We start from the raw sequence: 17,238 nt of genomic DNA, 5'->3' as shown, positions 1-17,238 counted from the left end.
ACGTTGACGTCAAGGTAAATGATCACGTCTCAAATAACAAGCGAAGATGGGATGGAATGCCGGGCAAATCACCAGCTTTCAAACAGCGCTTAGCACTTCGCGCCGGCGTTCATTTCCGCGGGTCGGCATGATCGTTTCACGCTCGCGGCCGCTTGGCAATGCGACCGATCCGCCCCTCCCCTTTGCGCAACTTTCGCGGTTGCGCGCCGCAATCGCCTTGTTGCCGGGTAGAGCGCCACCGCCTATAACAGGGTCGAGCCACATTTCGATGACGGGCCTCGGCAGGTTAGCCGCGAACCGCCCGCTTTCATTGATGAAACGGAGATGAAGCCCACATGGTGGAAGAAGGCAAGCTCTTTATCGGCGCCAGCCGCAAGCCGGATGATTCGATCAACAAGGGCGAATATCTCGAGCTGAAATTCGGCAACCGCCACGGGCTCATCACCGGCGCAACCGGCACCGGCAAGACCATCACCCTGCAGATCCTGGCCGAAGGCTTTTCGAATGCCGGCGTTCCGGTGTTCTGCGCCGACGTCAAGGGCGACCTTTCGGGCATCGGCGCGATCGGCGAGCCGAAGGACTTCATCACGAAGCGTGCCGAGCAGATCGGCTTGCCGACCGCCCCTTACGAGTTCCAGGAATTCCCCGTGATCTTCTGGGATCTCTACGGCGAGAAGGGCCACCGCGTCCGCACCACCATGTCGGAAATGGGCCCTCTCCTCCTGTCGCGGTTGATGAATGCGACGGACGCGCAGGAAGGCGTGCTCAACATCGCCTTCAAGATCGCCGATCAGGGTGGCCTGCCGCTGCTCGACCTGAAGGACCTGCAGGCGCTGCTCAACTACATGGGCGAGAACGCCACCCAGCTTTCCAACCAGTTCGGCTTCATCTCCAAGGCCTCGGTCGGCTCGATCCAGCGAGAGCTTCTGATCCTGGAACAGCAGGGCGCCGAACATTTCTTCGGCGAACCGGCGCTGAAGATCACCGACATCATGCGCACGACCAATGACGGGCGCGGCGCGATCTCTGTGCTGGCCGCCGACAAGCTGATGATGAACCCGCGTCTTTACGCGACCTTCCTGCTCTGGCTCCTGTCCGAGCTGTTCGAGGAACTGCCCGAAGTCGGCGACCCCGAAAAACCGAAGCTGGTGTTCTTCTTCGACGAGGCGCATCTGTTGTTCAATGATGCGCCGAAGGTGCTGACGGAACGCGTCGAACAGGTGGTGCGCCTGATCCGCTCCAAGGGCGTCGGCGTCTATTTCGTCACGCAGAACCCGCTCGACGTGCCGGAAACGATCCTCGGCCAGCTCGGCAACCGCGTCCAGCATGCGTTGCGCGCCTATACCCCGCGCGACCAGAAAGCGGTGAAGACCGCCGCGGACACCTTCCGCCCCAACCCGGACTTCGACTGCGCCACGGTCATTACCAATCTCGGCACCGGCGAGGCGCTGGTCTCGACGCTCGAGGGCAAGGGTGCGCCGTCGATCGTGGAACGCACCCTTGTGCGCCCGCCACAATCCCGCGTCGGCCCGCTTTCGGCGGAAGAGCGGCAGAAGGTCCTGGATGTCAGCCCGGTTCGTGGCCAGTACGACGAAGATTTCGATCGGGAATCGGCCTATGAAATGCTGACCGCACGGGCGAAGAAGGCGGCGGAAGCGCAGCAGCAGGCAGAGCCGGAACCGGTAGAGGCCAATACCGGCGGCAGCCGCTGGACGCTGCCGGGCTTCGGCGACGACGAGCCGGCGGCGCCTGCTGGAAAGCAGGCACGCCCGAAGTCTTCCGGGTACCAACGCGAGACGGTGGTGGAGGCGGCGATGAAATCGGTTGCCCGCACCGTTGCAACACAGGTGGGCCGGGCGCTGGTGCGCGGCATTCTCGGAAGCCTGAGCAGACGCTAACTCCGTAGGCCAAGACGACACGAAGGACGAATTCCGCACGCCCTGGTCCACCGGATCAGGGCGTGCCCGCATCTTGAAAGGAGCATCCCATGGACGTGAAAGATTCGAACGGCGCCATCCTCAATGACGGCGACAACGTCACCCTGATCAAGGATCTGAAGGTCAAGGGCACCTCGACCACGCTGAAGCGCGGCACGGTGGTCAAGGGCATCCGCCTCACCGACAATCCCGACGAAGTCGAGTGCCGGGTCGAAAAGATCAAGGGGCTGGTCCTGCGCACCGAATTCCTGAAGAAGGCTTGATGTAGCCGTGGGCACGTGAGGGAAACGGATAACCTTCCCTCGCCTTCAATGCCGCGCGTATCTGTATCTGGAGAACAGTAAAGCCCGGCGGGATGGTTCCCGCCGGGCTTTGTCGTTTCGTGAGAAACCAGTGGCTCAGGCGACGGTGAGCTTGACGTCGATATTGCCCTTGGTCGCGTGGCTGTAGGGGCAAACGATATGCGCCTTCTGGACGAGGTCTTCGAGCACTGCCTTGTCAACGCCCGGCGACGAGATTTCGAGTGCTGCGTCGATGCCGAAACCGGCGCCGTCTTCGCGCGGGCCGATTCCGACCGTGCCGGTCACGGTGGTGTCTTCGGGAAGCTTTACCTTCTCCTTGCCGGCGACGAACTTGAGCGCGCCGAGGAAGCAGGCGGAATAGCCGGCAGCAAAGAGCTGCTCGGGATTGGTGCCGCGGGCGCCGTCACCGCCCAGTTCCTTCGGCACGGTAAGCGTGACGTCGAGAACGCCATCGGCGCTCTTGGCCTGGCCGGCGCGGCCACCGGTTGCGGATGCAGTGGTACGATAGAGAATGGGCATTGGCGGTGTCTCCAGTACGTTTTCAATGTCGATGCAGATATGTATCGCAATATTAAATTGCACGCAAATTAATTTTGCAAATTGCATTTTCGGCCCAGATTTGCGACAATAGGGACATGACGACGAAAGCGGCACAATCCGAAGCGATCTCCGACGAAGCGCTGACGCTCGGCAAACAGCTCTGTTTCGCCGTCTATTCCGCCGCCCACGCCTTCACGCGCGCTTACAAGCCGCTGCTGGATCGTTTCGGCCTTACCTACCCGCAATATCTTGTGTTGCTGGCGCTCTGGCAACGGGACGGGATGACGGTCAAGCGGATCGGCGAGGAGATCGGGCTGGATTCGGGAACACTGTCTCCCCTGCTCAAACGACTGGAGGCGGCAGGCTATGTCGGCCGCCAGCGCGATCCCGGTGACGAGCGGCAGGTTATCGTCAGCCTGACGGACAAGGGCCGCGACCTCAAGACCGAGGCCTTCGGTATTCTGGCGGATATCGGCAAGGCATCGGGTTGTAGCCTGGAGGAAGCCGGCGAGATCCGGGAAACCCTGCATCAGCTGACGCGACGGCTTTCCTCAAGCGAGATGGAAGGCTGACCGCCACCGGCCGCGCCGACGGCGACGCTCAGGCTCCATGCGTTTTGCGGCTCAGACATTGCGTGGCGCGCACCTCTCATGCGCCATGCAAAAACTGGGCACCATCGCTCGGGCACCCGGTCCATCTTGAAGCATATCTCGGCAAGGCCGATCAGACGACGAGGATCGGCGCCTTGCCGCGCACGCGATCGTAGAGATCCATGACATCCTGGTTGAGCATGCGCACGCAGCCGGATGACACGGCCTTGCCGATCGACTTCCATTCGGGCGAGCCGTGCACGCGATAAAGCGTGTCCTGCCCGTTCTGGAAGATGTAGAGCGCGCGAGCACCCAGCGGGTTGTTGACGCCCGGCGCCATGCCGCCGTTGCTGGCGGAGAATTTCGCCAGTTGCGGCTGACGGGCGATCATCGAATCCGGCGGCGTCCAACGTGGCCACTTTGCCTTCCACTGGATGACGCCACGGCCGGACCAGGCAAAGCCCTCGCGACCGAGGCCGACGCCGTAGCGCAGCGCGCTACCGCCCGGCTGGATCAGGTAGAGAAACCGGTCGCCGGTATCGACGACAATGGTGCCCGGGCGCTCGCCGAAGGGATCGCTGACTTCCTGCCGATAGAAACGCGCGTCGATCTGGCGGTAGGGCACGGCCGGAATCTGGTAGCCGCCATCGTCGACCGCGGCGTAGATGTCGCCATAATAGGCGCTCTGCGGCGGCAGGCCGGTCGGCTGCGGGCCTTCACTGATCGGACCTTCCAGAATGCCCTCGGCACGCGGATCGACCCAACGCCCCTCGAGAGCGGGATTGCGAAACACCGGCGCGGTTTCCTGACGGAACCGGTCGGTGTTCATCGAGGACGTACAGCTTGCAAGACCTGCCGAAGCAAGGGCGATGCCTGATGTACGGAGGAACTGGCGGCGGGAAAAAATGACTGAAGAGGACATCGAACTCTGAAAGGCTTGAGTGCGGCGACGAACTGGAGTGCTGCACGAAATTGATTAACGAAACGATTCGCGCAGACCCGCCCAATTTAAGAATGCTGGCATCTACGGCTGGAACGAGGCTTGTGTCAGCAAACGTCGGATCACGTTTCCTTCAGTGTCAAGATGAACGCCCGGCGCAACTCAGATGCCGTCGGCGTTCACGTCGGTCTGGCGGAGCAATGCCTCGAACTCCGCGGATGCCAGCGGGCGGCTGAAGAAGTAGCCCTGGATCTCGTCGCAGCCGCTGTGGCGCAGGAACTCCACCTGCGCCTGGGTCTCGACCCCTTCGGCAATCACCCTCAGGCCGAGATTTTGCGCCAGCGATATGATCGCCGCAGTAATGGCCTTGTCATCGACATCGGCGGGGATGTCCTCGACGAAGGAACGATCGATCTTCAGTCGACGCACGGGAAACCGCTTCAACGCACTGAGGCTTGAATATCCGGTGCCGAAATCGTCGATCGCCAGATGCACGCCGATTGCCTCCAGCTCGTGCATCGTCGCCAATGCACCCGGCACGTCCTGCATGATCAGGCTCTCCGTCAGTTCCAACTCCAGGAACCGCGGCTCAAGGCCGACCTCTGCGAGAACGGCAGCAACGTGCGCCGCCCAGTTTCGCTCGCGGAACTGCCGCGCGGAAACATTGACGCTGACGATCAGCAACGGCAGTCCGTCCTCGTGCCACGCCTTGCATTGACGGCACGCGGCGCGCAGCACCCAGTCGCCGATCGGCACGATCAGCCCGGTCTCCTCCGCCAGCGGAATGAAATCGCCCGGCGAGATCATGCCGCGCTCGGGATGCCGCCAGCGAAGCAGCGCTTCAGCCGCAAAGACCCGACCGGTCTCGAGATTCACTTGCGGCTGGAAATGCAGCAGGAACTCATCGCGCGCGATCGCCTGGCGCAGTTCCGCCTGCTTCAGCAGTTTTTCGTGGGCCTTGTCGGCCATTTCCTCGGTAAAGACCTGCAGGTTGTTGCGGCCGAGCTCCTTGGCCCGGTACATCGCCATATCGGCGTTGGCGAGCAACTCACCGACGGTCTTTCCCTGGTTGGGGAAGCAGGCAACGCCCATGCTGCAGGATATCTGCAGGCTGCGGCCATTGATCTCCATGGGCGCCGCAATCGCTGCTCGAATATCCTCAAGGCGCGCGAGCACAATATCGCGCTCGCACGGCAACCCGTTCAGAAGAAGGATGAACTCATCGCCACCGACCCGCACCACCATGTCGGACTTGCGCACCGATGCGCGCATGCGCGTGGCAGTCACCTTGAGCAGTTCGTCGCCCGCCGCATGGCCCAGCGTGTCGTTGACGAGCTTGAAGTTGTCGAGGTCGAGGAATGCAAGCACCGCCCACTGCCCCGTCCCGCGTAGGGCTTCAAGCGCCTCGGCGACCTGCTCTTCAAACAGCGCCCGGTTGGGCAAGCCGGTCAGCGCGTCGTGGTGAGCCATGAAGCTGATTCGGTCTTCAGCCTGCTTGCGCTCGATCGCAATGCCTGCCAGATGGGCGGCCATGGCGATCAGTTCCTTCTGCTGCTCGTCGGGAACGCATACGGCCTCGGAATACAGCGCAAAGGTGCCGAGCACCTTTCGCTCACGGGAATGGATCGGCGTCGACCAGCAGGCCCGGAATTCATAGGGCCGGACGATCTCGCGATAATCCTCCCACAACGGATCGTCGAAGATATCGGCAACGATCACCTGTTCTCCGCGCCAGGCGGCCGTGCCGCAGGAACCGGCTTTCGGCCCGATCTCCACACCGTGGATCATGCCGCAATAGGTTTCGTCCAGGTTCGGCGCTGCACCATGCAGCAAGCGGCGGCCATCGCTCGACAGCATGAGGATAGACCCTCGGATGCGCGGCACCAGAGCCTCGATCAACAGGATCAGTTCGCGGAAAAACTCGTCGAGCGGCCGACCATTGGCGATCATCTCCAGCAGATGCGCCTGCCCTTCGAGCAAGCGTTCCGCCGCCTTTCGGTCGGAGATGTCGCGCGATACGCCGACGATGCCGACGATCTTGCCGCTCTTGTTGCGCAACGGCACCTTGGAGGTCATCAGCCAGCGATCACGGCCCTTTGTGACCATCGCACGCTCTTCGATCCCAAAGATGGGCTCGCCCGTTTCGATCACCCGGCGCTCGACCTCGGCGATGGCCATGGCCAAATGCTGCGGATGCAGATCGAAATCGGTCTTGCCGATGATGTCGCGAAGCGATTCCAAGCCGTTGTCAGCGACGGTGACCTGGTTGGCAATGAGAAAACGGCCGTCGGTGTCCTTGGCGTAGATATAGTCGGGCACGTGATTGATGATGGTTTCCAGCCAGTAGTGCCGGTCGGCAATATCAGGGTCGGCGGGAAAGATCCGGCTCATCTCGTCGGCCAGACGCGTGCTCGCGTCCATCAGACGGCGCGTATTCTCGTTGCCGCCCGCATTGAGGGCAGCATAACGCGGATTGCGGGAGGTGTTCTTCGCCAAGCAAGGCCTCCGGAAGCACAATGTCGAGATCGTCAGACTTTCCCCAACCCACGATAGGCGGCCAAAGGTTAGCCTTCCCTAAATAAGACAGGAAAAATCATGCGGAGGTTGCATCTGGCACTCAGCATAGCCGGAAAGATGGGGCGACGCGAGCCGCCCCATGCCAAATCAGGACAGGACCCTGCGCATTGGCGCAAACAGCATCAGCGCCTGGTCCAAAACGATCATCACGACGATCGCGATACCGGTCAGCGGGAAAGCGAGGCCGAACAGCAGCGCCATCAGCCACAATCCCGCGTAGATGCTGCGGCGCGGCGGCATCGGCGGCACTCCAATGCGCCCGGCCGGGCGTCGTTTCCACCACATGACGACCGCCGAAAGCGATACGAATACGATCGCAAGGCAGGTCGTGAGCATCAGCAGCTGGTTGAACAGCCCCCATTCCTGCCCCTTGTGGACATTGATGCTCCATTCGATCGCCTTGCCGAGCGGCGGGTACTGGCCAAAGGCGATATCGACCAGCGGCTTGCCGGAGTATTGATCGATATGGATCGTGCGTTCGCGCGAAAGGTCGGCCGGAAAAATGGCTGCGGTGTAGACGCCGGTCTCGTCGCCGGGGATGGCCAGTTCATAACCCGGCAGCATGCCGGCCTTGTCGGCAATCGCCACGGCCCTGTCGATCCCGATGGAGGGGACAGAACCGCCATCCGTGGTCGACAGGGGCACCGGCGCGTTTTCCACCAGCCACCCGGCCTTGGAGAGCACGTCGGTCGAAACCTTCGTCGAGGTCGGGACATCGTCCCAGAGCTGGACGGGGTAGCCGAGGCCGGCCGCCGTCAGCTTGCCATTGACCGTCGAGCCCCAATAGCCGGACCAGAGAAGTCCGGAGAAGGCGAGAAAGACGATCAAAAGCGCCGAGACAATGCCTGTAACCGCATGCAGGTCGCGCCAGAACACCCGTCGCGCCGGCGTGCCGCGAACGGTGATCACGCCCCCGGTCTGCTGCCGTGGCCACCAGAGATAGATGCCCGTAAAGACAAGCAGAATCGCAAAGCCGGCGACGATTTCAATGATCGTTTCGACGCGCTTGCCGAAAAAATCCAGGCTGTGCAGGTCCTCGACCACCCGGTTGAACTCCTCGCTCGGGGCGACCATGTCGAGTATGTCGGCGGTGTAGGGATCGACGTAAACCATCATCCTGCCGGCGCCAACGCCCACGGTCACGCGTGCCGATCGGTCGGTGCCACCAGGCGTGCGGTAGGCAACCGCCGCGCTGCCCGGCACCGCCTCGACGGCATTGGCAACGATCGCCGAGGGCTGCAGCGGCGCCTCCCCGACCGGAACGATATTGCGGTAGGCAAACAGCGTGTCGTCGATCTCGTCGTTGAAGAGATAAAGTCCGCCGGTCACGGCAAGGCTGATCATGAAGGGAATGACCAGCAGGCCGGCGAAGAAATGCCAGCGCCATATGGCGCGGTAGAGCGAAATGCCGCGCTCGGCGACATCAGGCAGTCGCGCGGAGCCGGAAAGAGATGCAGTCGTCATGGGTGTCCCCCGGGAAGGGCCGACAGGAAGAGCCAGCAACTTCCCCTTGGCTGATGTGTGGATATGGTGGCTGAACCGGCCATGGAAACGAACGCGCCCAACGAGACATTCTCGATGATGGTGCGGCGGCCTGGTGTTCAACCCCTCAGGCGCAGATCAGGCGGGAGATTGAGGAGGCGCGCGCGGCCCCAGGCCGGCCAAAAGCACCGGCCTTGCGAGCAGAAGCTCGGCCGCCAGCGAGGAGCGCACAAAGATTTCCGAAGAGAACCTGCCCCGAACCGACTGCGGCGTCGGCAGCGCCACAGGTGCGGCGAGGCAACAGGACTGGCAACCGTGGCTCTTGGTGCCGCCCTTGCCATCGGGCTCGTCGTGGCCGGTCAGGCAGATATCCGGCAGCGAGCCGTCGGGCAACACGTAAGCCGCCATCCCCGCCGCGACCGGCATGGCAGCGCCTGCAGGTGGCTGGACGAGGACGGAAACGACGAACATCAGCGCGCATAAAATGCGCACTGGCAGGTCAATCCTTATCCACGCTTGCCGCGATCGCGCCACTCAAGCCCCCAAAACCGTTGCCGGGATTGCTAGAGCGCGAACACTTGAAAGACAAGCGGTCGCGGCGCCGCAGCGATCGTTTCATCAAAAGAATTCATGCGGGATATCAGCGCATGCCGCTTCTTGTTCGACCCATGAGTGCTTATGACAAGGGCAGGCAATCGGCGGGAGGAAACCGGACATGCTGACGATCTATGGCGTCTATCGCTCGCGCGCATCGCGCAATTACTGGATGGCGGGAGAGCTGGGCATTCCCTTCAAATCCGTTCCCGTGAAACAGGCCTATCGGCTGGCCGATCCGCTGGCGGACGATGCGCCCATCAACACCAAATCGGCAAGCTTCCTTGCCGTCAACCCGATGGGCCTGATCCCGGCGATCGAAGACGACGGCCTTGTCCTGACGGAATCGCTTGCCAACAATCTCTATCTCGCCCGCAAGTATGGCGGGCCACTTGCCCCAGCCGACATTAGAGAAGAAGCTCTGATGGGCAACTGGACGATGTGGGCGGCCACCGAAGTCGAGCCGCACGCCGTGCGCATCATTCTGACCTACGACGCCGGCACCGAAACGACCGATGAAGGCAAAGCCAAGGTCGCGGCGGCTGTTGCCGCATTGGGCAAGGCATTCGCCTTTCTCGAAAAGCATCTCGATGGCCGTGACCATGTTGTCGGAGACCGCTTCACCGTTGCCGACCTCAACGTCGCCGAGGTCTTCCGCTATGCCATGAGCCAGACGCAATTGTTCGACCAGCATCCCAGGGTCAAGGCATGGCTTGCGCGCTGCCAGTCGCGCCCGGCCTTCAAGGCGATGATGGAGGCCCGGTCGCAGGAGGCGGTGTAGCTTTCCGCATCAAGCCTCAGGAGTGCCGAGGCAAATCAGCCTTTCGCCGGCACGGGTTCAAAATTGGCACGTGGCGCCTTGAGGTCGAGCAGTCGCATGCCCTCTTCGACCTCGTCGCGCACCCAGCGCTTGAAGGCGGTCGTAGCCTTGCTCTCCCGCCTCGAAGGCGAGCTGACGAAATAATGGCCGTAGCCGGTCCTGGCCCGGATGCCAAAGGGAACGACGAGGCTGCCTTCGGTCACGGCGAAACCGGCAAGCGTCTGCCAGGCGAGCATAACACCCTGGCCGGCGATCGCCGCATCGAGTACCAGCGAGGCCTCGTTGAAGGTGTGGCGCACCCCCAGTTCGGCACCGGAAAGCCCGACCTCGCGCAGCCACACCTCCCAGGAGAACATCGAATGGCCGTCGATGACCGCCGGGATCTTTAGAATATCTGCAGGCTCGCGCAGGTTTTCGGCCATCGCCGGTGAGCAAACCGGGAAGACTTCCTGCTCCAGCAACAACTCCGATTTGACCCCGGGCCAGCGCCCTTCGCCGACGCGGATACCGACATCGACATCCGAAGTATCGAGATTGACCAGCCTCGTGGTCGCGTCGATGCGCAGCCTGATATCAGGATGGCGCTCGGCGAAACGGTTGAGCCGGTAGACCAGCCAGCGGGCAGCGAAGACCGGAGCAACGGAAATCGTCAACACCGATTCATCCCGCCGTCGTGCCGAGGCAACAGCCTCGGCGAGCTCGCCAAAACCACTGCTCAGCCGCGTCAGAAACAGCCGGCCGAAATCCGTGGGGACCAGCCCGCGCGACGTGCGCTCGAACAGGATGCGTCCGAGCTGCGCCTCGGTCTTGGCGATCTGCTGGCTGACGGCCCCTGGTGTCACCGCCAATTCCTCGGCGGCCGCGGCCAGCGACCCCAGCCGACCGGCCGCCTCGACCGCGCGCAAGCCGTTCAGATGAATGGCATTCAGTTCCTTCATATAGTTTTTCTAAACCTGCCGCTCGGCAATCTCAATTGAAACTTTGGCCAAACAGGCGGATGCTTGGAAACATCGAAAGGATGGTCCGCCATGCTGAAGATTTTCTCCTTGTTGAAACCGACCCGATTTCTGACCGATACCCGCCAGGACGCCTTGCTCTCCTGGGCGCGCGATCCCTTGCGACATCCCGATCTCGAACGCATGGACGGGCGCGAACTCGGCGACCTGCCTTTTCCCGGCTGGCCGTGGCCGAAGGCTGTGGAGTGCAGCGGCGATTGCGTGCCGACAGGTGGTCGATGAGCCACCGACCCGCCGCGCACAACGGCACGCCGGTCGCGGACCTTGACGGGCCGTTTGCCCGCGTCGTGAAGCTCGCCGAAAGCACCGGCCTGCCGGAGGTGTCGCTCGGGACTTCCTATGGCACGCCGGCTCTGCTGGTGAAGGGCAAGAGTTTTGTGCGCCTGACGGATGCCGAAACGCTCGTGGTCATGTGCGCGCTCGAAGAAAAGGAAATGCTGCTCGAACTCGAACCGGCCCTCTTCTTCGAAACCGATCACTACAAGGGATGGCCAGCGATGCTGGTGCGTCTTCAAGCGATCGACGACGCCAGCCTCACCCAAAGGCTGATCGCCGCCTGGCGAGAGAAGGCACCGCGCCGATTGTCAGCCGACTTTCCGGCCTAACGCGCAACGCTTGGCCTTCCAGCCAAAGCGAGCAGACTGGTCATTTGCCGACGCTGTATATGAGGCTGACCGTTCCGTCCGGGCGGGACTTCGCATCGCTGAGCTGCAGACGATGCCGCTGCGCGACCGTTGCGAACAGCGCCTTGCCCTCCCCCACGACCAGCGGATGAATCGTCAGGCGCAATTCATCGATCGTGCCCCGGTCAAGCAGGCCGGACACCGTCTGCGCACCACCGACGACATAGATCGTCTTGCCGGGCTTGCGCCGTAGAACCTCGACGTCGCCCGCGTCGCGCAGCACCGTCGTGTTCGCCCAACGCGCACCGTCGAGCGTGTTGGACAGCACATAATGCGGCGTGTTCAGGGCAAAATCGGCATACTCGATCTCCTCCGATGTCGGGAGGTTGCCGGTGAGTTCGAGCGGGCTGCGCGGATCGGCCTTGATCGCGCTCCAATATTGCTCGTAGCCTGAATACATGCCGCCTCCGAGCACGCAGGCATCGATTTCGGGCAACAGGTCAAACGTATCCGACCAGGAATCCACCCAGTCTGCATAGCCCGTGGGACCATCGATCATGCCATCGATGCTCATTTGCATACCGGCAACAACCTTGCGCATTTCGGCCTCCTCTTCGTTCCTCTCACCAAGGACGGGTGGCGTGGCCGAATGCCGACACAGTGCCTCAGCATTTTTCAGGAGGCCGACGAAACAGCACAAAGGACGATGAAGGCGGCGGCAGGCAAACCACGCGTTTAGGCGTGAAGCTTCAGCAAGGAGCCGTTGCGGGCGAAGAGCGGCATCGCGCGCTCTTCCAATTTTCTCGTACCGGCTATACCGATGCTCAATCCTTGCCGCACAGGTGCCCGTCAATGATCGTTCGCGACCGCCCCAGCCTTCTCAAGCTCTTCTTCATCCTGCGCGGTTCGGTCATCCAGCGGATCTTCCCGCAGGTGCTGTTCGTCTTTGCACTCTCTGCCGGCGTCGTCTGGTCGCACCAGGCCTTTCCGGCGATGGTGCCGAGCGTCAACAGCGGACCGTTCGCGCTGCTCGGCATCGCCCTTTCGGTGTTTCTCGGTTTTCGAAACAATGCCTGCTACGACCGCTGGTGGGAGGCGCGCAAGGATTGGGGGCAATTGATTTTCGTCTCCCGCGATCTTGCCCGCCAGACGCTGCTCCTCGACGCGCGTGAGGCAGATGGCGTGAACAACGCCCGCATGCGTCTAATCAATCTGGCCATCGTCTTTGCGCAGACATTGGTCTGCCATCTGCGGCCCGGCAGCGAGCCTGACAAGGCGTTGAAGAGACTGCCGCAAGAACTCTTGCCGGCCTACAAGGCCAGCCGAAATGCCCCCGATCTGCTGCTGCGCGAAATCGGCGCCATTCTAGCTGGGTTGCGCGCCACCGACAGGATCAGCGATATTCAGTTGATGATGCTCGACAGCACGGTCGGGCGGATGTCGGCGGTGCTTGCCGCCTGCGAGCGTATTCGCAACACGCCGGTGCCCTTCGGCTATACGCTGCTTCTGCACCGCACCGCCTATCTCTTCTGCTTCCTGCTGCCCTTCGGCTTTGCCGATGCGCTGGGATGGGCGACGCCGTTCGTCACCGCACTGGTCGCCTACACCTTCTTCGGCCTCGACGCGCTTGGCGACGAACTGGAGGAGCCGTTCGGCACGCTGCCGAACGACCTGCCAATCGTGGCGCTTGCCGACACGATCGAGATCAATATGCGCGAGGCGCTTGGAGAAACCGACCTACCCGAGCTGCCGAAACCGAAGGATTACATGTTGATGTAACCGGGTGACCTCCCAGGATAAGCATCGGCAAGCGGACGGAGCACGCAAGAATCGCTAGCCCGGAACCTTAATCCTTTAGAAAAGCCAGAACCCGAGCAACCGCCGGCCGTTGCGTCATGCGGTTGCGGTGATCGACAATTTTCGGAAACCGCGCCGGGTCGACGCCATCCGGCTCGAGCCAGCCGGCGATGGTGAAGAGGTAGGGATCGGCGATCGAGTAGGTTTCGCCGGTGACGAAGGGGCCGGCGAACATGGTGGTCTCGATCAGTTCGAAGCAATCCGTCATGTTCGAGGCGACCTTGGCTCTCATCGCCTCGTGCGCCGCCGGGTCGTCCGCCCAGCGCGAGCCGCGGCGGCCATGGGCATGAGCGACATGCACGGTGGAGCAGAGGTAGCTCAGGAACGACTGGATTCGCGCAAATTCAAAGGCATCGTCGAGCGGCGCAAGCCTTGCCTGTGGAACACTCTGGGCAATGTAGGTCAGGATTGCCGGGGTCTCGGTAATCGTGCCGCGATCGGTAACCAGTGCCGGAACGCGCCCCTTCGGATTGACTGCGAGATAGTCGGGCTTGGTCTGCTCCGCCTTGGAAAAATCGACCGGAACGGCGCTGTAGTCGATGCCAGTCTCTTCGAGCGCTATGTGGGAGGCCAGCGAGCAGGTTCCCGGGGTGTAGAACAATTTCAGCACGTTACGCTCCTTGCTATCCAACGGCGACCCTGCCGCCGCCTATCGGCCGCAGAAGAAATGAAGTCGTCCCGGTTGACAAGCCAAATCCGACTTCAATAGAACGTGATTGTAACGTTATAACATAATTTTGGAGTTGCTCATGAAGACCTTCATTTCCACCTTGCTTGCTGCCGGCCTGCTGGCCACCGCGGCCACGCCGGCATTTGCACACGGCGCCTGGATCGGCGAGCGCTGGGGTGATCTTGCCGTCATATACGGCCACGGCCCCGCCGACGAAGCCTACGATCCGGCAAAGGTGAAATCCGTTTCGGCGCTCGGCGAAGACGGCAAGGCCCTGCCTGTCACGATAGAGCCGGCCGGCACCCATGCGCTGCTCAAACTCGACGGCGAACCGGCCCTGCTCGCGCTTGAATTCGACAACGGCTACTGGAGCGAGGGTGCCGACGGAAAATGGGTCAACAAGCCGAAGAGCGAGGTCCCAGGCGCCAAGCAGGCCAGCCACTCGGTAAAATACAGCATCGCACTCGTCCATGTGCATGGCGACATGCCGGCCTTCCCGGCCCAGCCGCTGCAGATCGTGCCGCTCGACAATCCGATCGGGCTGAAGCCGGGCGAAAAATTTCGCGTCCGCCTGCTGCTTGACGGCAAGCCGCTCGAAGGCAAGGAAATCACGATCGACTACGCCGGACTGCCGGAGCTCGTATCCGAAAAAACGGACGCGAAGGGCGAAGCCGAAGTGACCCTGCGCAATGCCGGCGTCAACATTCTCGCCGTCAGCCACGCCATTCCGGTCGACGGCGACCCGGCCGCCGACAAGAAGGGCCTGACGGCAACGCTGACCTTCGTCGCCGAGCCGCACGTGCACGAATAGTCACGCCTTTCCGCCTGACGGAACGTGCCTGGCCAAGCCGCTGAGAGGCGCGCTTGCGACTTGCGTCCCGGCAATCGAGGCCCCGGTAGACCATGCCCACCGGGGCCGTCTTCACTCAGGCGACCCGCGCTTCACTGCAGCCGGGCACGTCTTCAAGGCTGTAGTAAACCGGAATTCCACGCTCGTTAGCGATGCGGACATCGTTGTCCGCCCCCTTGCTGTCACCCGGAAGGCGCAGCACGGCATCGCAGAGCGCCAGCAGCCGCCCGGCGACGGGATGGAAGATCTCCTCGTAAAGGGCGTCACCGATCCTGGCGCCGCCGGCGGCATGCCAGACCGGCAGCGCCACCCATTCCCCGATCATTGGCACGTGACCGGCTTTGAACAGAGCGTAGGACGGTTCCTCCAGCCGTTTCAAATTTTCCGCCATCTTGGTCGGGTCGTCGCCTGTCCCCGAGCGATAGGGACCTGCAATCAGGATCAGCATGATTTTCTCCATACTTTTGCACGATATATCCAGATTATTCTGGAATATTCATGATAATTCGTGCAATATCGTGAAGAGTCAAGGAGCGAAATGTATGTTGACCGCACAGAGACGGGCGTTGATCTCGGCACGGCTGGAGCGCGATGGCGAGCTCGTCGCCAAGCGTCTGGCCGATGAACTACAGCTTTCCGAAGACACGATCCGCCGCGATCTCCGAGAGATGGCAGCCGAAGGATTGCTGCAGCGGGTGCATGGCGGCGCGCTGCCGCTGGTGCCTGCCCTGCCCAGTTTTGCCGCCCGGCAGGAGATTGCCGGCGACGTCAAACGCCGGCTCGGCCGCCAGGCGGCCGGACTTGTGTCTGCGGGACAAACGGTCTTTCTCGATGGCGGCACCAGCAACGCCGAAATCGCCCGAGCGCTGCCGCGCGAAATGCGGCTGACGATCGTCACCCACAGCCCGACGATCGCGGCCGAACTCGAACGGCACGACGCAGACGTTATCCTGATCGGCGGCAGGCTCTACAAGCACTCGATGGTGGCGACAGGTGCAGCCGCGGTCGCAGCGATTGCCGCTATCCGCGTCGACATGTTCTTCCTCGGCGTCACCGCGATCCACCCGGTCCACGGGTTTTCGACCGGCGACTACGAAGAGGCAGCGGTCAAGCGCGCTATCCTCGCCCAGGCGGCGGAGACCTTCGTCGTGGCCACCTCCGAAAAATTCGGCGCGGCCTCGCCACATCACGTCGCCAACGTCCAAGACATTGCCGGGCTGATCGTGCCGGAAGACATGAATGAAGATGCCCTCAAGCCCTATCGCGACAAGGGCGTGACGCTGCTGACCGCCTGAGGGCGGAATATTGGCCGGCGCGAGAGCTGTGCGAAGGAGGCGTGACCGGGATCCCAGTCAGCGCATCCTTCCGATGGATCAGGCGGAGAAGGCGTCCGTCACCCTGACGTCGCCGACCGCGATGCCGTTCCAGTTCTTCATGGTGTGGTTGGCCTGCGCCATCAGCGCGGCCTGTACTTCGGGCTCGTCCCGGAAGTAGCGGGCAAGCGTGGCGGTAACCATCGCCTCTGCCGCGCGGGTGGCGCCGTCCTCGCATTTGACGGCGATGGCAATGCCCTTCTCCGGGATCGCGGCGCAGAACACGCCTTCGGCACCGGTCTTGGCAAAGATCCGACCGGGCGCCGTTTCCATCAGCCGCGTGCAACCGCGCTTGGTGCCGGCGACGTAAAAGGGCTCGGCCATGCAGGCCTCGATCAGCCGCTTCGATGCGCGCGCGCGTTCGGGCGCGAGACCGACGCCTGTCGCCATCTTGGCGAAACCATGCGCAAGCCCCTTCAGCGGCACGGCATAGGTCGGGATCGAGCAGCCGTCGACGCCGCAATTGTCGCGGCCGAGGATCGCGCCTGTAAGACTTTCCATCGCGCCACGGATTTCCTGCTGCAGCGGATGGTCATAGCCGACATAGCCCTTCACCTCGGTGCCGGAATGGCTGCAGGCACAGACGAAGCCGGAATGTTTGCCGGAACAATTGTTGTGAAGCGCGCTCGGCGCCTCCATCGAACGGGCTTGACCGATCAGCGTCTTCTGGTCGGACGACCAATGGGCGCCGCATTCGAGCGCCGAGACGTCCCGCCCCGCTGCCGCCAGCATCTTCGTGGCAAGCGCCACATGCTCCGGCTCGCCCGAATGGGACGAGCAGGCAAGCGCCAGTTCCTTGTTGCCGAAGCCGTAAGCATCGGCCGCTCCGCTTTCCATCAGCGGCAGCGCCTGCATCGCCTTGCAGGCCGAGCGTGGGAACACGCCGCTGTCGGTATCCCCTAGCGAAAAGATCGTCCGGCCATCAGCGTCCACGGCAATGACCAGACCGCGGTGGCGGCTTTCGACCAGATTGCCGCGTGTGACTTCGACGAGAACGGGATTCGACATGCCTTGCCCTCAAATTTCCTAGATTGGTGCATGCATTTAGCAGGAATCGAACAACAGGA

At 62.4% G+C, this 17,238-nt stretch carries 19 protein-coding genes; 9 read left to right on the top strand and 10 right to left on the bottom strand.

What is annotated here, in order from left to right:
* The first annotated feature begins 335 nt into the window (after positions 1–335).
* The gene (locus tag HT585_RS04605; RefSeq protein ID WP_176351806.1) at positions 336–1,898 is read left to right on the top strand and encodes a helicase HerA-like C-terminal domain-containing protein; all 1,563 of its coding nucleotides are present in this window, start codon (positions 336–338) and stop codon (positions 1,896–1,898) included.
* Between the two features lie 89 nt (positions 1,899–1,987).
* Positions 1,988–2,200, top strand: coding sequence for an alkylphosphonate utilization protein (locus HT585_RS04600; protein ID WP_025426258.1), 213 nt, complete (start codon positions 1,988–1,990; stop codon positions 2,198–2,200).
* A 135-nt stretch (positions 2,201–2,335) separates the two neighbouring features.
* Here the strand turns inward: HT585_RS04600 and HT585_RS04595 are convergent, their stop codons facing one another.
* Positions 2,336–2,758: an organic hydroperoxide resistance protein gene (locus HT585_RS04595; protein WP_176351805.1), complete on the bottom strand. Its 423-nt coding sequence runs from the start codon at positions 2,756–2,758 to the stop codon at positions 2,336–2,338.
* Positions 2,759–2,874: 116 nt separating this feature from the next.
* On the opposite strand from HT585_RS04595, the gene HT585_RS04590 reads away from it, so the two are divergent.
* Complete coding sequence (locus HT585_RS04590) at positions 2,875–3,351, top strand: MarR family winged helix-turn-helix transcriptional regulator (protein ID WP_176351804.1); 477 nt, start codon at positions 2,875–2,877, stop codon at positions 3,349–3,351.
* A gap of 151 nt (positions 3,352–3,502) precedes the next feature.
* Here the strand turns inward: HT585_RS04590 and HT585_RS04585 are convergent, their stop codons facing one another.
* From HT585_RS04585 to HT585_RS04570, 4 genes are all read right to left on the bottom strand, one after another.
* Entirely contained in the window at positions 3,503–4,291 is a 789-nt protein-coding gene (locus tag HT585_RS04585) for a L,D-transpeptidase family protein (RefSeq protein WP_176351803.1), read from the bottom strand.
* 180 nt (positions 4,292–4,471) lie between these two features.
* Positions 4,472–6,805, bottom strand: coding sequence for a putative bifunctional diguanylate cyclase/phosphodiesterase (locus tag HT585_RS04580; protein ID WP_176351802.1), 2,334 nt, complete (start codon positions 6,803–6,805; stop codon positions 4,472–4,474).
* 168 nt (positions 6,806–6,973) lie between these two features.
* Positions 6,974–8,350, bottom strand: a complete 1,377-nt coding sequence (locus HT585_RS04575; RefSeq protein ID WP_176351801.1) for a PepSY-associated TM helix domain-containing protein — start codon at positions 8,348–8,350, stop codon at positions 6,974–6,976.
* Positions 8,351–8,506: 156 nt separating this feature from the next.
* The gene (locus tag HT585_RS04570; protein WP_176351800.1) at positions 8,507–8,860 is read right to left on the bottom strand and encodes a hypothetical protein; all 354 of its coding nucleotides are present in this window, start codon (positions 8,858–8,860) and stop codon (positions 8,507–8,509) included.
* A 223-nt stretch (positions 8,861–9,083) separates the two neighbouring features.
* Between HT585_RS04570 and HT585_RS04565 the strand changes: the two genes are divergently transcribed.
* A complete protein-coding gene (locus HT585_RS04565; protein ID WP_176351799.1) occupies positions 9,084–9,743 on the top strand; it encodes a glutathione S-transferase family protein in 660 nt (219 codons plus the stop codon).
* Between the two features lie 35 nt (positions 9,744–9,778).
* Here the strand turns inward: HT585_RS04565 and HT585_RS04560 are convergent, their stop codons facing one another.
* Positions 9,779–10,720: a LysR substrate-binding domain-containing protein gene (locus HT585_RS04560; protein ID WP_176351798.1), complete on the bottom strand. Its 942-nt coding sequence runs from the start codon at positions 10,718–10,720 to the stop codon at positions 9,779–9,781.
* 90 nt (positions 10,721–10,810) lie between these two features.
* Here HT585_RS04560 and HT585_RS04555 point away from each other — a divergent pair, with 90 nt between their 5' ends.
* The gene (locus tag HT585_RS04555) at positions 10,811–11,020 is read left to right on the top strand and encodes a hypothetical protein (RefSeq protein ID WP_176351797.1); all 210 of its coding nucleotides are present in this window, start codon (positions 10,811–10,813) and stop codon (positions 11,018–11,020) included.
* Positions 11,017–11,403 carry an MmcQ/YjbR family DNA-binding protein gene (locus tag HT585_RS04550; RefSeq protein ID WP_176351796.1) on the top strand — a complete coding sequence of 129 codons (387 nt, stop codon included), beginning with the start codon at positions 11,017–11,019 and terminating at the stop codon, positions 11,401–11,403. Before HT585_RS04555 ends, HT585_RS04550 begins: the two co-directional genes overlap by 4 nt.
* 40 nt (positions 11,404–11,443) lie before the next feature.
* Here HT585_RS04550 and HT585_RS04545 read toward each other — a convergent pair whose 3' ends face one another.
* Complete coding sequence (locus HT585_RS04545; RefSeq protein ID WP_176351795.1) at positions 11,444–12,022, bottom strand: dihydrofolate reductase family protein; 579 nt, start codon at positions 12,020–12,022, stop codon at positions 11,444–11,446.
* A gap of 251 nt (positions 12,023–12,273) precedes the next feature.
* Between HT585_RS04545 and HT585_RS04540 the strand changes: the two genes are divergently transcribed.
* Positions 12,274–13,200 (top strand): bestrophin family protein, encoded by a 927-nt coding sequence (locus HT585_RS04540; RefSeq protein WP_176351794.1) that lies wholly within the window; start codon positions 12,274–12,276, stop codon positions 13,198–13,200.
* Between the two features lie 67 nt (positions 13,201–13,267).
* Here the strand turns inward: HT585_RS04540 and HT585_RS04535 are convergent, their stop codons facing one another.
* Positions 13,268–13,888 carry a glutathione S-transferase N-terminal domain-containing protein gene (locus HT585_RS04535; RefSeq protein WP_176351793.1) on the bottom strand — a complete coding sequence of 207 codons (621 nt, stop codon included), beginning with the start codon at positions 13,886–13,888 and terminating at the stop codon, positions 13,268–13,270.
* A 139-nt stretch (positions 13,889–14,027) separates the two neighbouring features.
* On the opposite strand from HT585_RS04535, the gene HT585_RS04530 reads away from it, so the two are divergent.
* Positions 14,028–14,759 carry a DUF4198 domain-containing protein gene (locus HT585_RS04530; RefSeq protein ID WP_176351792.1) on the top strand — a complete coding sequence of 244 codons (732 nt, stop codon included), beginning with the start codon at positions 14,028–14,030 and terminating at the stop codon, positions 14,757–14,759.
* Positions 14,760–14,874: 115 nt separating this feature from the next.
* Here HT585_RS04530 and HT585_RS04525 read toward each other — a convergent pair whose 3' ends face one another.
* Complete coding sequence (locus tag HT585_RS04525; RefSeq protein ID WP_176351791.1) at positions 14,875–15,246, bottom strand: DUF4406 domain-containing protein; 372 nt, start codon at positions 15,244–15,246, stop codon at positions 14,875–14,877.
* A 94-nt stretch (positions 15,247–15,340) separates the two neighbouring features.
* Between HT585_RS04525 and HT585_RS04520 the strand changes: the two genes are divergently transcribed.
* Complete coding sequence (locus tag HT585_RS04520; protein WP_176351790.1) at positions 15,341–16,093, top strand: DeoR/GlpR family DNA-binding transcription regulator; 753 nt, start codon at positions 15,341–15,343, stop codon at positions 16,091–16,093.
* A gap of 78 nt (positions 16,094–16,171) precedes the next feature.
* Here HT585_RS04520 and HT585_RS04515 read toward each other — a convergent pair whose 3' ends face one another.
* Positions 16,172–17,179 (bottom strand): asparaginase, encoded by a 1,008-nt coding sequence (locus HT585_RS04515; protein ID WP_176351789.1) that lies wholly within the window; start codon positions 17,177–17,179, stop codon positions 16,172–16,174.
* Positions 17,180–17,238: the final 59 nt, after the last annotated feature.

It is taken from the genome of Ensifer oleiphilus, assembly GCF_013371465.1.
Classification (GTDB): Bacteria; Pseudomonadota; Alphaproteobacteria; order Rhizobiales; family Rhizobiaceae; genus Ensifer; species Ensifer oleiphilus.
This window is presented reverse-complemented; position numbering and strand designations above follow the sequence as displayed.

Bases quoted from the DNA above. Each gene is read 5' to 3' on its own strand.
- HT585_RS04605 (WP_176351806.1), top strand. From the start codon at position 336: ATGGTGGAAGAAGGCAAGCTCTTTATCGGCGCCAGCCGCAAGCCGGAT.
- HT585_RS04600 (WP_025426258.1), top strand. From the start codon at position 1,988: ATGGACGTGAAAGATTCGAACGGCGCCATCCTCAATGACGGCGACAAC.
- HT585_RS04595 (WP_176351805.1), bottom strand. From the start codon at position 2,758: ATGCCCATTCTCTATCGTACCACTGCATCCGCAACCGGTGGCCGCGCC.
- HT585_RS04590 (WP_176351804.1), top strand. From the start codon at position 2,875: ATGACGACGAAAGCGGCACAATCCGAAGCGATCTCCGACGAAGCGCTG.
- HT585_RS04585 (WP_176351803.1), bottom strand. From the start codon at position 4,291: ATGTCCTCTTCAGTCATTTTTTCCCGCCGCCAGTTCCTCCGTACATCA.
- HT585_RS04575 (WP_176351801.1), bottom strand. From the start codon at position 8,350: ATGACGACTGCATCTCTTTCCGGCTCCGCGCGACTGCCTGATGTCGCC.
- HT585_RS04565 (WP_176351799.1), top strand. From the start codon at position 9,084: ATGCTGACGATCTATGGCGTCTATCGCTCGCGCGCATCGCGCAATTAC.
- HT585_RS04560 (WP_176351798.1), bottom strand. From the start codon at position 10,720: ATGAAGGAACTGAATGCCATTCATCTGAACGGCTTGCGCGCGGTCGAG.
- HT585_RS04555 (WP_176351797.1), top strand. From the start codon at position 10,811: ATGCTGAAGATTTTCTCCTTGTTGAAACCGACCCGATTTCTGACCGAT.
- HT585_RS04550 (WP_176351796.1), top strand. From the start codon at position 11,017: ATGAGCCACCGACCCGCCGCGCACAACGGCACGCCGGTCGCGGACCTT.
- HT585_RS04545 (WP_176351795.1), bottom strand. From the start codon at position 12,022: ATGCGCAAGGTTGTTGCCGGTATGCAAATGAGCATCGATGGCATGATC.
- HT585_RS04540 (WP_176351794.1), top strand. From the start codon at position 12,274: ATGATCGTTCGCGACCGCCCCAGCCTTCTCAAGCTCTTCTTCATCCTG.
- HT585_RS04530 (WP_176351792.1), top strand. From the start codon at position 14,028: ATGAAGACCTTCATTTCCACCTTGCTTGCTGCCGGCCTGCTGGCCACC.
- HT585_RS04525 (WP_176351791.1), bottom strand. From the start codon at position 15,246: ATGCTGATCCTGATTGCAGGTCCCTATCGCTCGGGGACAGGCGACGAC.
- HT585_RS04520 (WP_176351790.1), top strand. From the start codon at position 15,341: ATGTTGACCGCACAGAGACGGGCGTTGATCTCGGCACGGCTGGAGCGC.
- HT585_RS04515 (WP_176351789.1), bottom strand. From the start codon at position 17,179: ATGTCGAATCCCGTTCTCGTCGAAGTCACACGCGGCAATCTGGTCGAA.